General features: G+C 32.6%; 9 protein-coding genes and 2 pseudogenes. 8 read left to right on the top strand and 3 right to left on the bottom strand.

Annotation, left to right across the window (positions count from 1 at the left end):
* The 3 genes and pseudogenes from IPK14_24105 to IPK14_24095 all read right to left on the bottom strand — a co-directional run.
* On the bottom strand, window positions 1-354 hold a 354-nt coding region (locus IPK14_24105), incomplete at its 3' end, for a hypothetical protein (protein ID MBK7996337.1).
* A 55-nt stretch (window positions 355-409) separates the two neighbouring features.
* Window positions 410-907, bottom strand: a complete 498-nt coding sequence (locus IPK14_24100; GenBank protein MBK7996336.1) for a TonB family protein — start codon at window positions 905-907, stop codon at window positions 410-412.
* 104 nt (window positions 908-1,011) lie between these two features.
* Window positions 1,012-1,659, bottom strand: a pseudogene (locus IPK14_24095) (hypothetical protein).
* A gap of 238 nt (window positions 1,660-1,897) precedes the next feature.
* Between IPK14_24095 and IPK14_24090 the strand changes: the two are divergent.
* The 8 genes and pseudogenes from IPK14_24090 to IPK14_24055 all read left to right on the top strand — a co-directional run bounded on the left by IPK14_24090 (window position 1,898) and on the right by IPK14_24055 (window position 15,647).
* A pseudogene (locus tag IPK14_24090) lies at window positions 1,898-3,204 on the top strand (NAD(P)/FAD-dependent oxidoreductase).
* Window positions 3,205-3,317: 113 nt separating this feature from the next.
* The gene (locus IPK14_24085) at window positions 3,318-4,469 is read left to right on the top strand and encodes a pyridoxal phosphate-dependent aminotransferase (protein MBK7996335.1); all 1,152 of its coding nucleotides are present in this window, start codon (window positions 3,318-3,320) and stop codon (window positions 4,467-4,469) included.
* Window positions 4,470-4,562: 93 nt separating this feature from the next.
* Window positions 4,563-5,807, top strand: coding sequence for an MgtC/SapB family protein (locus IPK14_24080; GenBank protein MBK7996334.1), 1,245 nt, complete (start codon window positions 4,563-4,565; stop codon window positions 5,805-5,807).
* A 16-nt stretch (window positions 5,808-5,823) separates the two neighbouring features.
* On the top strand, window positions 5,824-6,528 hold the full coding sequence (locus IPK14_24075) for a hypothetical protein (GenBank protein MBK7996333.1): 705 nt from the start codon (window positions 5,824-5,826) through the stop codon (window positions 6,526-6,528).
* Between the two features lie 60 nt (window positions 6,529-6,588).
* The gene (locus IPK14_24070) at window positions 6,589-7,941 is read left to right on the top strand and encodes a response regulator (GenBank protein ID MBK7996332.1); all 1,353 of its coding nucleotides are present in this window, start codon (window positions 6,589-6,591) and stop codon (window positions 7,939-7,941) included.
* Window positions 7,941-9,980 (top strand): sigma-70 family RNA polymerase sigma factor, encoded by a 2,040-nt coding sequence (locus IPK14_24065; GenBank protein MBK7996331.1) that lies wholly within the window; start codon window positions 7,941-7,943, stop codon window positions 9,978-9,980. Before IPK14_24070 ends, IPK14_24065 begins: the two co-directional genes overlap by 1 nt.
* A 149-nt stretch (window positions 9,981-10,129) precedes the next feature.
* The gene (locus tag IPK14_24060; GenBank protein MBK7996330.1) at window positions 10,130-13,717 is read left to right on the top strand and encodes a VCBS repeat-containing protein; all 3,588 of its coding nucleotides are present in this window, start codon (window positions 10,130-10,132) and stop codon (window positions 13,715-13,717) included.
* Between the two features lie 190 nt (window positions 13,718-13,907).
* Entirely contained in the window at window positions 13,908-15,647 is a 1,740-nt protein-coding gene (locus IPK14_24055) for a tetratricopeptide repeat protein (protein ID MBK7996329.1), read from the top strand.
* The last annotated feature ends 34 nt before the right edge of the window (window positions 15,648-15,681 follow it).

Here is a 15,681-nt window from a genome sequence, read left to right as displayed (position 1 = left end):
AACATTATAAACTTCAAGGTCTTTATCATTTACTAGTTTTACTATTTTATCCTTAAAAGGTCTTAAGGTATCTATCATACCTGTGTATATAGGCATATCGCTTAGACTAGGAGCCGTACATTTTCCATTCTCAAGCATTACTTCAAAGACTAATTGCTTAAAATTTCCCTCACATATCATAATTTCATTGGGGCCATATTTATGTTGGTTTGCATAAGCTAGAAATTTACTTCGTTTAGGTTGTGGGTCATGCCGCAAATTCTCTCGACATGCTTTTTCTATAATTAAGCTCCAAGGCTCTGGAAAATTTTCTTTTAAGTATTTTATTCCTGCTTCAAAATCTCTACTTTTCATCTATTTCCTTTTAATCAAAATAATTAATAATTAGCTCCTTAATATATTATTTTTTCTAATCCAATGTAAATCTATAGGTTAAAAGTATAGGTGCAGGAATAGAGTTTTTATAATCTTCTGGAAAAGAAAAGGTTGTTTTACAAGCAGCAACAATAGCAACTTCTTGTAAAAGTGGATTATTAGCAGAATCACCACGTGCTAGAACAACATTTCCTTGCTCATTAACTTCAACTCTTATTAGAACATCTCCTGTAATGTTTTCTGCCTTTGCTTTTTCTGGATAAATTGGAATTTCTCGATGTATTACTTTTACAGGGACTATGTTGCAATATGAACGTTTTACTACTTTAGGAGATTGCTTATTTAATAAACTTTCTTCTATTTCTGTAATGTCTTCTAATAACAAATCTTCTTCAAAATTATTTTGAGAGGGATTTTCTTTAGATTTATTAGTGCTATCAATGTTTATAAAATAATTATTTGTATGATTTACTAATGTTCCAACAAAAAATGCGAGTATTAAAGTAAAAAATTGTTTTATAGAGTTTTTCATCTTTGTAGACTTCCTTTACAAAGTTATGATTTTTTTATTTTAGACACCAACTTTTTACTTTTGTTCCGCTTGCATTTTCTCTTTTTGCTATTGATTACAGGTATTTATTCCCAGTAGTTTTCCCAGTCATCTGCAAAAGCTTGTTTTAATTTTTCCAGATATTCATAGGTTTTAATTTTTACCATCCATAAATCATCCCCTTTTCCACCTTTGCAAATAACTCCTTCAACTACATCATATTTTCCTTCACGTACATCATCCTTAAATTTTCCTGTAAGTTTGCCTTTATAAACTACTTCTGCAATATTTAGCTCTGCAAAATCTACAATAAATTCATCAGGACTAATAATTTCTATATCTGTTTGCACATCAAATAAAACTAATTCTTTAGAGTCGTCTTTTTGTGCATTCCAGCAAAAGAATTAGGGCCAAAAACTCTGTAAAACTATAATTTCTGGGCTAGTTTGATATTTTGGATTTTCTAAAAATATAGTTTCTAGTGGTTTTGCAAAATTCTCTAAGAAAATTTCTGGTGACTCTTCAAGTCCTGGATGAGCTTGGTTAAAATCCTTAATCCCTTGCTCATCTAAATCAAAGCGATCTCGGCGTGTTCCAAAACCATACCAGCTAAGTTCTCTTTCCCATACCCAATGCAAATTTGTCCCATCATATTTCCTAAAAGCAATACAAGCTTTTGTAGGAGAATTTCTACTATCAGGAATTTTTGGGTAAACTAAATTAACTTTGACCATAGAATTTTTATAACTAACAGTATTTTATTTATTAATAAAGATAAAAGCATAGATCTTAGATTTTTTACAATAAATAATAACAATCAAAATCCTTCAAAAACTGTTATTTTACTTAAACTTAATCATTTAACACTAAGATTTTATCTAACAATGATAAACTCTATTGGGTTTGCAGACGTAAAACCCAAGTGTAGTAGTTATATAAAACTATAGAACTAAAGCGAGGTCTTTGGAAGATATGTCAAAAAAACCGCATGTAGTAATTATTGGAGGTGGTTTTGGTGGCTTAAAAGCTGCCAAAGAATTAAAATCGGCTACTGTTGAAATTACACTAATAGATAGACTTAATCATCATCTTTTCCAGCCCTTACTCTACCAAGTTGCTATTGCTGGTATTTCTCCAGCAGAAATAGCCTTTCCGCTTCGTTCAGCTTTGCGAAAACAAAAAATACTAATGTCATCCTAGATGAAGTTTTAAGCGTAGACTTGAGAAATCGGACAATAAAAACTACTAATGGTCAAATTAACTATGATTATTTAATTTTAGCCACTGGGATGAAAAACAACTATTTTGGCAATAACAAATGGGAAAAATATGCTATTGGACTTAAGGATTTAGATGAAGCAATAGAAATTCGTCGTCGTGTGCTAGTTGCATTTGAAGAAGCCGAGCGTGAACAAAATGCAGAAAAAGAACGTCAATTACTAACTTTTGTTGTTATTGGTGGCGGCCCGACGGGTGTTGAACTAGCTGGAGCCTTAGCTGAACTTGCACGTCATGTATTAAAGTCTGATTTTCGCACCATTAACCCTACATCTACAAAAGTAATTTTAGTTGAACGGGCTGATAAAATTTTATCCTCATTTCCAGAAAATCTTTCTCAAAAAGCTACTGAACAATTGCAAAACTTAGGTGTAGAAGTTCGCACAGGTGTAAGTGTTGTAAATATAAATGCTGAAGGTGTAGAACTAGATAAAGGATTTATTCCTTCTGCAACTGTGCTTTGGGGCGCAGGTGTACAAAGTAATTCAATTACTAAAACTTTAGGAGTTGAGCTAGACCGGGCCGGACGAGTAATAGTTAATAAAGATTTAACCATACCAGGTCATAAAGAAGTTTTAGTAATTGGTGATACAGCTTGTTTTACACATCAAACAGGCCAACCATTGCCGGGCGTTGCTCCTGTTGCAATGCAGCAAGGCGTTACAGCAGCTAAATCAATAATTAATATGCTAGAAGGTAAAGAACCCCTAGAATTTCACTATGTTGATAAAGGAAGTATGGCAACAATTGGACGTTCAGCAGCAGTTGCATACTCAGGAAAATTACAATTTAGCGGTTTGCTAGCCTGGGTTATGTGGATGGCTGTACATATTTTCTTTTTAATAGGTTTTCGCAACCGTTTTATAGTCTTTTTTCAATGGGTTTGGTCTTATTTTACTTATAAACGAGGTGCGCGTCTTATTACAGGCCATCGCTTGCATGCAGGTGCGCCGGAGGAAACCCAACTAGGAAAACAACCTGAGCAAGTTTTAACAAAATAGCTAGATGCCATCTTTGGAAAGATTTTTGTATGTTATAATCGCCAAAGCTCTGTTTATCAGTATTTTACTTAGCTTGAAAATAGAGCAAATATCTTTATTTAGTGAGGTTTGGCGTGACCAAAAAATCTAAACCAGATATTCGTATGATTACCCGTCTAGTTCCACCAAGTGGAAATTTAGTGCAGGGTCAATCTGAGGTGGCCCTAGAACCAGTTTTATCAGCCGCGCTTAATCAAGTAATAAGCGATGGGCTTAACCATTATTCATTATTTGAAGGAGTGCCTGAACTACGTAGAGCAACAGCAGAAAAAATAGCTCGTTTTAATAAAATTAAAATTGATGTGGATTCTAAACCCTATCAAATCCTTATCACTCCTGGAGCAACAGGAGCATTAGTATCAATTGCACATACTTATTTGACTAATGCTTCAATGATTTTATTTGAGCCTTATTATCCTTATCACAAAAAAATCCTAGAAACTTGTAATGCTAAAGCAGATGTAATTGAACTGCAAGGACAGGACTTAAAACTAGATGTAGCTGAGCTTCGCGCACGATGTCAAGCAGGAAAAGAGCGCAAAGACTACCCTCTCAAAGCAATTTTAGTTTGTAGTCCAACCAATCCAACAGGAAAAGTTTTTACTCGTGATGAGCTACAAGCAATTGCTGATTGTTGTATAGAATTTGACCTTTTATGTATCTCTGATGAAGTTTATGAGCATTTTGTTATTTCAGAAGAAGACCATATTTCCATTGCAACACTACCAGATATGTACTCACGCACAATTACTTGTAACTCTTTTTCTAAGTCTTGGGCGGTCTCTGGCTGGCGTTTAGGCTATGTTTTTGGTGCTGGCGAGTTAGTAGGGCCAGTTCATAATGTAGGAAATATTTTTTATGTTTGTACTCCTACACCACTTCAACTTGCATTAGCCCGTGTTTTAACTACTGATGAAGGCTATTATGAAAGATTGCGTAGTGCCTATGCAGCTAAACGAAAGATTTTAACCGAGGCTCTAACTAAAGTAGGTTTTGATGTTTATGATTCTCGGTCTAACTTTTATGCTTGGGCAAAAATTCCTGAAAATTTTGCTGATTCAGAAAGTTTAACTCAATTTTTAATTGAAAAAGGCCAAGTTGCTGGTGTACCTGGCACAGCTTTTACTGATAGTGCAGCAGGTGAAAAATATATGCGTTTCTGCTTTGCTCGAGAAGAAGATATGCTCATAAAAGCAGCAGAACAAATTGTTAAAGCTCTTTCCTAACCCCTTTGTTTGATAGCTTCCCAAAGAAATCTTTGGGAAGCTTCACATCATTAAAATTTAATCTTAATTTAGCTGCAAAAGTAATTAATAAAAATGGAATTAACAACTATATTTGAGCAATTAGCAATAGCTTTAGGTTTAGGTTTACTTGTTGGACTGCAAAGAGAGTATGCTGCTGCTGCACATTTAGCAGGGTTAAGAACATTTCCGCTTATTACAATTTTTGGAACAGTTTGCGGACTTTTAGCTAAAAGTTTTGGTGGTTGGGTAATTGCATCCGCTTTTTTATCACTGGCTGCACTGGTTTTAATAGGTAATTTAATTGCTTTAAAAAATGAGACTTCCTTAGCAGGTATAACTTCTGAAGTAGCTATTTTATTAATGTTTGGTGTTGGAGCTTTTTTAACTGTTGGCCCGCTAGAAGTTGCTATTGCTATTGGTGGCTCTGTAGCTATTTTACTACAATTAAAAAACCAGTTACGTGGAATACTAGCTAAATTAGGAGATAATGACTTAAAAGCAATTATGCAATTTGTATTAATTGCTTTAGTGATTTTACCTGTATTACCTAATGAAACCTATGGCCCATACTCAATTTTTAATCCTTATAAAATGTGGTTATTAGTAGTTTTAATTGTAGCTATTAACTTAGGTGGATATATAATTTATAAATATAGATTTTTCCAAGAAGATGTAGGAATTTTTGTTAGTGGCATATTAGGAGGAATGATTTCTAGCACTGCAACTACTGCTAGTTATGCAAAACTTTCTGCAAATGCACCTGCAAATAATAATGCTTCAACTCTAGTAATAATTCTTGCTTCGACCGTCGTTTTTATTCGTGTCCTTTTAGAAATTGCTGTTGTAGCTCCAAGCTTCTTACCTAAAGCAAGTATACCGATTTTAATAATGTTTGTTACTTTTCTACTGCTTTCTTTTTTACTTTGGTTTTTTGGTGACAAAATTACTGGGCAAATGCCTGAGCAAAACAACCCTGCTCAACTAAAAACTGCACTGTTTTTTAGTGTTTTTTATGTTGTAATTTTATTTGCTATTGCTGTAGCTAAAGACTATTTTGGCAATAAAGGAATTTATATAATTGCAGCAATTTCTGGCTTAACAGACGTTGACGCTATTACAATTTCTACGGCTCAACTTGTTAAAAATAATACATTTGATGCTGATAATGGTTGGAGAGTTATTTTAATTGCAATAATGGCTAATTCGGTCTTTAAGGCTGCTATGGTAGCATTGCTTGGTAATAGACAACTTTTTTATAAAGTTTCTCTTATCTACATTTTAGGGTTTATTGTTGGTATATTTTTAATATTGTTTTAAGCAAGGAAGAAAATGTATGAAGCAATTAAGAAAACTTCTTTTTGGTACATTTGATGAAATGCCAGAAAATCATAAAGAACAGTTTCTTAATGAGTTAATGCATGTTAGTTACCTTCAATTAAAGACTTTTGCTTGGTTTTGCATTATTTGGAGCGGTTTTGCAATGTCTTTAATTAATTTCTTAAATATATTTTCTTTTAATTCTGTTTTTGCAAGACCTTTTTGGCTATTACATTCACTACTTCTTATTAGCTCTTTAATATTTTGGCTAATTTTTGACTATAATATACCAAAATTTAGTAAAAACATCAACTCTCTTCATAGATCACTATCGTTTATATATTTGATTTTTATTATTGCTTTTTTTGACATTTTATTTTTACAAACAATGATTGTTAGAAAATATGCTTATATTTATATATTAATGACTTTTATTTTATCTTCTATATTTTATTATCCTAGTAAGTTAATACTTCCTCTATTTTTTAACTATATATTTTTTATTTTATCAATACGAGAGTTAATAAATATTCCTGAAGCTTATTGGGCTGGCACTTTTAGCACTTTTGTAGCTTTTTATTTTGCTAGGTTTTCTTTTAATATTCGGATGGGTAATTTTGTTAATGCCAGAATCATAGAACAACAGACTATAGATTTAGAAGCAAAAAATTTATTATTAGATAAAAAAATGAAGAACTTAAAGAAAAAATTCAGAAGGTAGAGCTATCAGAAAAAAAAAGCATCAGAAGCTAACCAAGCTAAAAGTACATTTTTAGCAAATATGAGCCATGAGTTACGCACACCACTAAATGTAATTTTAGGGCTACTTCAAATAATGCAGCATAAAAAAGAACGTGAAGCAGAAGAGAAAAAATACTTATCTATTATGACACGTAATGGAGAGCATTTATTAGGATTAATTAATGATGTGTTATCTATTTCAAAAATCGAGACAGGAAAATTAGCCCTTATAGAAAAGCCTTTTGAGCCTTTTTTGCTGCTAGAAGATATTGCTTCAACTTTTGCTACTCGTGCAACAGCAAAAAATTTAGAATTTATCTACAAGCCTGCTAATAATTTACCTCAGTATGTTTTAGCAGACGCAAACAAACTCCGCCAAGTTTTAGTCAACCTTATTAGTAATGCAATAAAATTTACTCAAAAAGGTAAAATTATATTGCGTGTAAGTTGGGACAAAGATATTGCTAGTTTTGAAGTTGAAGATACAGGGATAGGAATCCCAGAAAATGAGTTAGAACAAATATTTGAACCATTTGCACAGGCTAGTAATAGAGAGTCAACTCAGGAAGGGACAGGGCTTGGACTATCTATTAGTAGGGATATTATCCATTTAATGGGAGGTAAAATTTATGCTAAAAGCAATTTAGGTAAAGGAAGTTGTTTCTTTTTTAATGTTAAGTTACCTAAAAGCAATATGGAAACCAGTCAAACAGAGTTTGCTAGAGTAGTTGGTTTAGCAAACAATCAAGCTACATTTCGCATTTTAATAGTTGATGATTATTTAGAAAGCCGTTATTTACTTTCTTTAATGTTACAAAAAGTTGGTTTTTTAGTTCAAGAAGCGGCTAATGGACAAGAAGCTATTAAAATCTGGTCAGATTGGCACCCTAGTTTAATTTGGATGGATATGCGTATGCCTGTTTTAGATGGTTATGAGGCAACTAAACAAATTAGAAAACTAGAGTTAAAAAATAAAACTCTTAAGCCTACTGTAATAATTGCATTAACAGCTAGTGCATTTAAGCAAGAGGAATCAGAAATTTTAAGTTGTGGTTGTAATGATATTTTAACAAAGCCTTTTCGAGAGATAGAAATTTTTGACACTTTAGCTAAATACTTAAAAGTAGAATTTCTTTATGAAAATATAATCTCTACAGAAATCTTGCCTGATAAATTACTTACAGAAATTTTTGAAAGAGAAAGATTAAACCAAGTGCCATCAGAATGGCTAAAAGAACTTACTCAAGCACTTACAATTTGTGATACTGACAAGGCTGAAACTATAGTTGATCAGATTAAAGAAAAAGATTCAGAATTAGCAAGGCAGATGCAATCTATGATTAGCAATCTAGAGGTTGACAAACTCTTAGATCTTATCGAAAGGGTTAATTAATGGCTAAAGCAGATATTTTTGTAGTAGATGACAATATAGATAACATAAATGTTTTAGAAAAAATCCTAAAAGAAAATCAATATAAAGTTAGAAAATCAACCTCTGCAACTCGCGCTTTAACAGCAATACGTACTCTACCACCAGATTTAATCCTCTTAGATATTTCAATGCCTGAATTAAACGGCTACGAAGTTTGTCAGGAACTAAAAAAAGACATTAACACTAATAAACTACCTGTAATTTTTATTAGTGCTATGGATGATGTATTAGATAAGGTTAACGCTTTTAAGGTAGGTGCAGTTGATTATATTTCTAAGCCTTTTCAAGTCGAAGAAGTTCTTGTACGAATAGAAAACCAGCTAACAATTCACTTTTTACGTAAAGAGTTAGAAGAAAAAAATCAACTTTTAGAAAATCAATACCAAGAATTAAAAAAAGAAAAAGAAGCTTTAATAGAAGAGCAAAAGCGAACAAATAAAGTTTTTTCCACATTAGTAGATCTATTACCAGGACTGGTTTTAGATAAAAAATATAAATTAGAGAAAAAAATAGGAAAAGGCGGCTTTGGTGCGGTTTATCGTGCAATTCATCTTAATTTGCAAATGGCTGTAGCTATAAAGATTTTTCGCCCCTTTACAGGTAGTGAAAATAAACAAGCATTAGAAAGATTTCAACTAGAAGGAATTTCAGCTTGTCGGGTAAATCATCCTAATGCAGTTACTGTAATTGATTTTGGAATCTCTGAAAATGGAATGGCTTATTTAGTTATGGAGTTATTAGAAGGCTACACGCTTGCTAGTGAAATGGCTCAAAGGACTATTTTCTCACCTGTAAGACTAGCAGAAATACTTATCCCTGTTTGTAATGTCCTTAGCAAAGCACATCAATTAGGTATTATTCATAGAGATATAAAGCCAGATAATATTTTTCTTCATAATTCAGAAAATGTTGAAATTATTAAAGTTGTTGATTTTGGAATTGCTAAAATAATTAGTCAAGTAGAAGGTTTTTCTCAAGAATCTTTAACCCAAACAGGTCATCTTATTGGTACACCAAATTATATGGCACCTGAACGGCTACAAGGCTTGACCTACAATGGTCAATCTGATGTTTATAGCTTAGGTGTAATTGCATATCAAATGCTTTGTGGAACTCTGCCTTTTTTATCAGATTCTAGTAATTTTTTTACTTTAATAGGGACAATTTTAACCCAAGAACCTAGACCACTTAGAGAACTAAATCCTGAAATTTCTGTTTCTTTAGAGCAATTAGTTATGAGTGCTTTAGTTAAAGATCCAAAAAAACGCCCTACCCCAGATGAATTTGCTGAACAAATGCTTTTACTGCTAGAACTTGACCCAAACAGAATGATTTCAAATAGTGAAAGGGTAGAAAAAATTAGTTTTGAAAGTTCAGATTCTACAATCACAAATAAAACGATTAATAAAACAAATTTCATTAATAATGATACTTTGTCACATCTTCTTGATAATCAACTAATTACACAATTACTTAATAAGTGGAATGACGGCGAAAAATTAGCCTTAGATAAGTTATTACCTTTAGTTTATACAGAACTTCATAAAATAGCTGATAGTTATATAAGAAAAGAGCGAAGCAATCATACACTTCAAACAACTGCACTTATTAATGAAGCTTATATTCAAATAGCAGAATCAGAACTAGAATGGGAAAACCGCAAGCATTTTCTTGCCTCAGCAGCTTGTATTATGAAACATATTTTAGTGAATTATGCGATATCACATAATAGAGCTAAACGAGGTAGCAACTTTTATAAAATCCCTATTGAAAATATTCTTCACTTGTCTAAAACACAGGATCTGGATTTATTTGTTTTAGAGGATGCTCTAAACAAATTAGCTGAGGCAAACCCAAGACAAGCCCAAATAATAGAGTTAAGTTTTTTTGGTGGTTTTACTTCAGAACAAATTGCAAAACTATTAGATATTTCAGATTCAACTGTAAGACGTGAATTAACTGCGGCTAAATCTTGGTTACAAGAACTTTTATCAAAATAATCTTCCTAAAATCCACTATATCTTTATCCTAAATTTTCAAATTTACCGGAAAAAGTTTTTATTTTGTGAGCAGTTTTGTTTGAAAAAACTGCATGTCCTAGATGAAGACCAAAAGAAATCACGAATAAACAAGAAGGAGCATAGAATTTATGCTAAAAGTTAAGGCAAGAGGACTTAAAACAGAACTTTCTCCATATAACCTCAAAGAAAGACTATTGCTTTGTTTTATTTGTTTAGTTTTCTCTTTGCTTATCTTTGTCCCATCCTTTGGTTTGCATTCTTCGGCAAATTCAGCAAATAACTTAACTCAATCCAAAATCAATGAAGCTATCAATCCACTAGCACTTGTTCAATGTTCTAACATTAATTTTGATACAGGCTTTATTACTTCTCGTTCAGTAGCAACAGGTGATATTGATGGTGATGGCAAAATTGATTTGGTTATTGGCAGTAATGCTACTGCTTCAACATCAATATTAAGAAATATTGGTACTAATGGTTCTCCTGTTTTTAATGGCAAAATCGATTTAGATTCTGGCATTAATGCTGTGGCTGTTTTAGCAACTGATGTAGATGGAGATAGTAAACTTGATGTAGTGATTGCTAATGCTGGTGGGGCTAATACATTATCAGTCCTAAGAAATACTAGCACCCCTGGTAATATTTCTTTTGCCCCTAGAGTTACTTTTGCTACTGGTAATCAACCTGTTTCACTGGCAGCAGGAGATTTAGACGCAGATGGAAAGCTTGATATTGCAACTGCTAACAACACTGCTAACACAACATCAATATTTAGAAATACTAGTAGTGTTGGAAATATTTCTTTTGCTACAAAAATTGATTTAATGACTGGTAGCAGTCCCCAATCGGCATTAATAGGCGATATAGACGGGGATGGAAAGCTTGATTTAGCTATTAGCAATTTTTCTAGCTCAGTTTCATTATTTAGAAACATTAGCACTTCTGGCACTATTTCCTTTGACACAAGACTTAATTTTTCTATTAGTGGTAATCCTCGTAGGGGAGTTATAGGTGATATAGATGGTGATGGAAAGCTTGATCTGGCTTTTGCTAATAGTAGCACTAGCAATATTATATCAGTGTTAAGAAACACTAGTACAAGTGGCACTATTTCCTTTGCTTCTACAGTTACTTTTGCCATAGGTTCTAGCTCTTTTGGTATAACAATTGGTGACTTAGATGGGGATAGTAAGCTTGATCTAGCTGTTACTAATCAAAATAATAGTAGTCTTTCTGTATTAAGAAATACTAGCATTTCTGGAACTGTTTCTTTTGCTAATCAGCAAATATTCCCTATTGGTGCAGGTTCTTCGGCTGTAGTGGCTTCAGATTTAGATACTGATGGCAAATTAGATTTAGTTTCTGCTAATGATACTAGTAACTCAATATCAATTCTAAAAAATACTAGTATGATTGGTGCTATTTCCTTTACTACCAAAAATCTTAGAGGAAATGAGTTTCCTACTGGCACTAATCCTTTTGCAGTAGTAACAGGAGATATTGATGGGGATGGTAAAGTTGATTTAATTAGTGCTAATCGTCCAGCTAACACAGTTTCTGTTATAAGAAATACTAGCTTAAGTATGTCTGTTTCTTTTGCTCCTAAAGTTGATTTTGCTGTTGGTATTGGCCCACGTTCATTAGTAATTGGTGATATTGATGGGGATGGTAAAATTGATTTAGCTGTTGCTAATAGCAATAACAACACAGGCGGAGCATCAACAGTTTCCATATTAAGAAATACTAGTTCAATGGGTTCTATTTCCTTTGATAATCAACTTACTTTTACTGTTGGTGACAACCCTAGTTCAATAGCAATTGGTGATATTGATGGCGATGGTAAACTTGATTTAGCTATTGCTAATGCAAATATTTTATCTAGTAATCCTATTCAAACAGTTTCAGTATTAAGAAATAATAGCTCACCTGGTTCTATTTCTTTTGAAACTCAACTTACTTTTAATGTTGGTAGTAAACCTGGTTCAGTAGCAATTGGTGATATTGATGGCGATGGCAAACTTGATTTAGCTGTTGCTAATTCTGACAATATTTCAAATGTTAATGTTGATCCTGATACAGTATCAGTGTTAAGAAATACTAGTTCAATGGGTTCTATCTCTTTTGCTAACCAAGTTACTTTTCCTACAGGTATAATTCCTCAATCTGTAAAAATTGGCGATATTGATGGCGACAGCAAGCCAGAACTTGTTGTTGGTGAAACTAACACTAACAACATATCAATTTTTAGAAATACTAGCAGCACAGGTATTATTTCTTTTGCTACTAAGATTGATTTCAATACTGGCGGCGGAGCTAAAGCTATATCTTTAGGTGATCTTAATGGTGATAGCAAACTTGATATTGTTTCTACAATTTCTAATGAATCTAAGATAGCAGTTTTTAGAAATACTAGCTCTATTGGTTCTATAACTCTTGCAACCAAAATAGATTTCCTTGTTGGGGAAAATCCTTTTTCATCAGCTATAGAAGACTTTGACAAAGATAATCGCCTTGATATTACTACAGCTAATACTACTAGTAATAGTGCTTCTGTATTAAGAAATATTTGTTTAGGACAAGTTTGTCCAACAATAACATTAAGCCCAACTAGCCTTGCTATGGCAACAAGAGGCATAACTTATAGTCAAACTATTACGGCAATTGGTGGAATTGCCCCTTATATCTTTAGTCTTACATCTGGAGTATTACCAACAGGTATTACTCTTTCTAGTGCAGGTTTATTATCTGGTACAACTACTCAAACAGGTTCTTTTCAAATTACTATAACCGCAACTGATGCTAATAGCTGTACAGGCTCTCAAAGCTACACTCTAACAGTAGTTGGAGGTGTAAGTAATAACACGCTTTATGTTGCTGATACATTAAATAATCGTGTTCAACGTTCTACTAATAATGGTATGACTTGGCAAAGCGTTGGAAATGGCCCAGGAACTTCACCAGGCCAATTTAATACTCCTCGCAGTGTAGCAGCAAGTTTTGATGACACAATTATTTTTGTTGCAGATACAAACAATAACCGCGTCCAACGCTCTACCAACAGCGGAACAACCTGGACAGTAATTGCAGCAGCAGGAACAGCCACAAATCAAGTAAATAGACCTAATAGTGTATCTTACGATGAAACAAATAATAAACTTTATATTGCTGACACAATGAATAGTAGAATTCTAGTTATAAGTAATGCTACAAATGTAACCCCAATATTTGAAATATTTGCAGGGGCAACAGCAGGAACAACCGTAGGGAAATTTAATCAACCTCAATCAGTAGCAGTAAATGCAAGTGGAATGGTCTATGTTGCAGATACAGCAAACAACCGTGTACAAATGAATATAAACGGTCTAACTAATGGTTGGTTAGTTTTAGCTACTGCTGGACTGGAAGTTGGTCAAATGAATACACCAAAAGGTGTTTATGTAGATGATAGCGGACGTATCTGGGTAGCTGATACAGCAAATAACCGTATTCAAGTTAACACTAATGGAATTTGGTCAATATTTATGGGTGCTGGAACTACTATTGGTTCAGTAAACCGACCTGAAGCAATGGTTGTTAACCTATCAGGCAATCTCTTTATTGCTGATACTGGAAACAACCGAATCCAAAGCAAACCTGTTAATGGTGGTGTAGCTAGTTTGGTAGGCGGGCCCGGAACAACATTAGGTAAATTTAATCAACCTAGTGGCATTCGCTAGTAAAAACTCTAGGTTTTACTCCTTTTTCTTTATCCATTCTAATTTATAGCTTGGTACTAAAAAATACCAAGCTATATTTTTTTATTTTTGATGAAAATTACTAATTTTTTACTTAACAAAAATCCGATATACTTAATGCTTTCGTATTACAATAAATATATTAATATTAAAAACTTTTTGGTGTAGAAAAATGAGCCGACCATTACAAACTTTTCAAGAAAGATTAGTCTTTACTTCTCTTAGTGGAAATAATTTACCTAAACGCAATGATTTCTTTACTGGTAGAGAGAATATACTTAATAAATTATATGAGGTATTCTCTATAAATGAAAATAATGCAGTTATCCAAGTCCTTAGAGGTTTTAATGGAACTGGAAAAACACATACAGCACTTGAGTTTTGCTATCTTAATATCACTAAATACCAAAATATTTTTTGGATTAATGCTAAAAATGAGGTTACTTTTAGCAATAGCTATTATGATATTGCTCGTCTTTTAGGTTTAATAACAACTGGCAGTGTTAACAACTTTAATTCTCGTCGTAATATATCATTGGTTAACAATTGGTTATCTACTCACTCTGATTGGCTTTTAGTTTATGATCAATTGGAAGATATGGCATTATTACCAGAATATTTACCAGCTAATTATCAAGGTCATATCTTAATTACTACTAAATGCCAAGACCTAGCAAATTATTCTTATGTTATAAATTTAGCTCCTTTAAGTGTTGATGAAGCAACATTGTTTTTATTAAAAAGAGCAAATTTAATCGCAAAAGATGAAAAATCGTTAGAAAGTATTTCTGATAAAAATAAATTCCCAGCACAACAAATCATCCAAGAAGTTAATGCCTTACCATTAGCTTTGTCTTTGATTGCTGCTTATATTGAGCAAACAAAGTGTTCATTAACAGATTATCTTACTCTATACCAAAATATTAAGTACTTTCCTGGTAAGCTCACTGACATAAGTGGTGAAGAACTTGATATTGACAATATTATTAATGCTATTTACAAGTTGACTATTGACCAAATAAACAAAAAAAATCTTGCTGCAACAGAGTTACTTCAATGCTGTTCAATCTTATCATTTGAAAAAATTCCAGAAGAGATATTTATAGAATCAGCGCACCTTTTGAGCGATATACTTTCTGATTCATTTAATAATTTTTTTATCTACAATGAATCTCTTTCGCTTTTGTTAAATTATTCATTGATAGAACGAGATAATATTGATAACTCTATTTCCCTTCATAGTTTGCTTAAAACATCTATTGTCAATTCAATGAACTACAATACTAAAGTTTCATTAGTTGAAAGTTTGACAAAGTCTTTAAATTATTTGGTGTTAAAAGATCCTCAAGGCTCTCAATTTACCTTTTTACATCAAAGGATATTATCTTCTGCCCTAGCATTGTCAGAATTTATTATTTCCATGAAGTTTAACTGTTTGGAAGTAGCTACTTTATTTTACCAACTAGGAATTTATTGCCAAAAGCAAATGCTATTAGACTCTTCTTTAGATTGTTATTTTCTTGCGCTAACTAGCTATAGAAGTACTTTTGGCGATAATCATTCTTGTGTTGCTGTCACACTTAATAATATTGGTGAAGTTTATCGCAGCCAAGAAAACTACTACTTAGCCTTAAATTGTTACTTACAATCACTAGAATGTTACAAAGAATCTTTTTCTGATAATCACCCTTCTGTTGCAATGACTTTAGCTAATTTAGGTATTTTATGTGCTGAAACAGCTAGAGAAATGGAAGCAGTTGATTATTACAAAAGAGCTATAGCAGTCTTTGACCTATCGCTAGCCAATGATCATCCTTGGGTTATTAAAACAATAAGAATGTACTCTAATTTACTGTTTCAACTTAATAGAAATGAAGAAGCCCAAACTCTATTAAATCGCATCAATGTTTAATCTATGGGGAAGTCAATACACTGTAAACTAAATT

It is taken from the genome of Blastocatellia bacterium (assembly GCA_016713405.1).
In the GTDB taxonomy this organism is placed as follows: domain Bacteria; phylum Acidobacteriota; class Blastocatellia; order Chloracidobacteriales; family JADJPF01; genus JADJPF01.
The sequence above is the reverse complement of the archived record's forward strand: the minus strand, read 5'-3'. Positions and strand labels throughout refer to the sequence as shown.

Coding starts and splice junctions, on each gene's coding strand:
- IPK14_24100 (MBK7996336.1), bottom strand. CDS start 907: ATGAAAAACTCTATAAAACAATTTTTTACTTTAATACTCGCATTTTTT.
- IPK14_24080 (MBK7996334.1), top strand. CDS start 4,563: ATGGAATTAACAACTATATTTGAGCAATTAGCAATAGCTTTAGGTTTA.
- IPK14_24075 (MBK7996333.1), top strand. CDS start 5,824: ATGAAGCAATTAAGAAAACTTCTTTTTGGTACATTTGATGAAATGCCA.
- IPK14_24070 (MBK7996332.1), top strand. CDS start 6,589: ATGAGCCATGAGTTACGCACACCACTAAATGTAATTTTAGGGCTACTT.
- IPK14_24065 (MBK7996331.1), top strand. CDS start 7,941: ATGGCTAAAGCAGATATTTTTGTAGTAGATGACAATATAGATAACATA.
- IPK14_24060 (MBK7996330.1), top strand. CDS start 10,130: ATGCTAAAAGTTAAGGCAAGAGGACTTAAAACAGAACTTTCTCCATAT.
- IPK14_24055 (MBK7996329.1), top strand. CDS start 13,908: ATGAGCCGACCATTACAAACTTTTCAAGAAAGATTAGTCTTTACTTCT.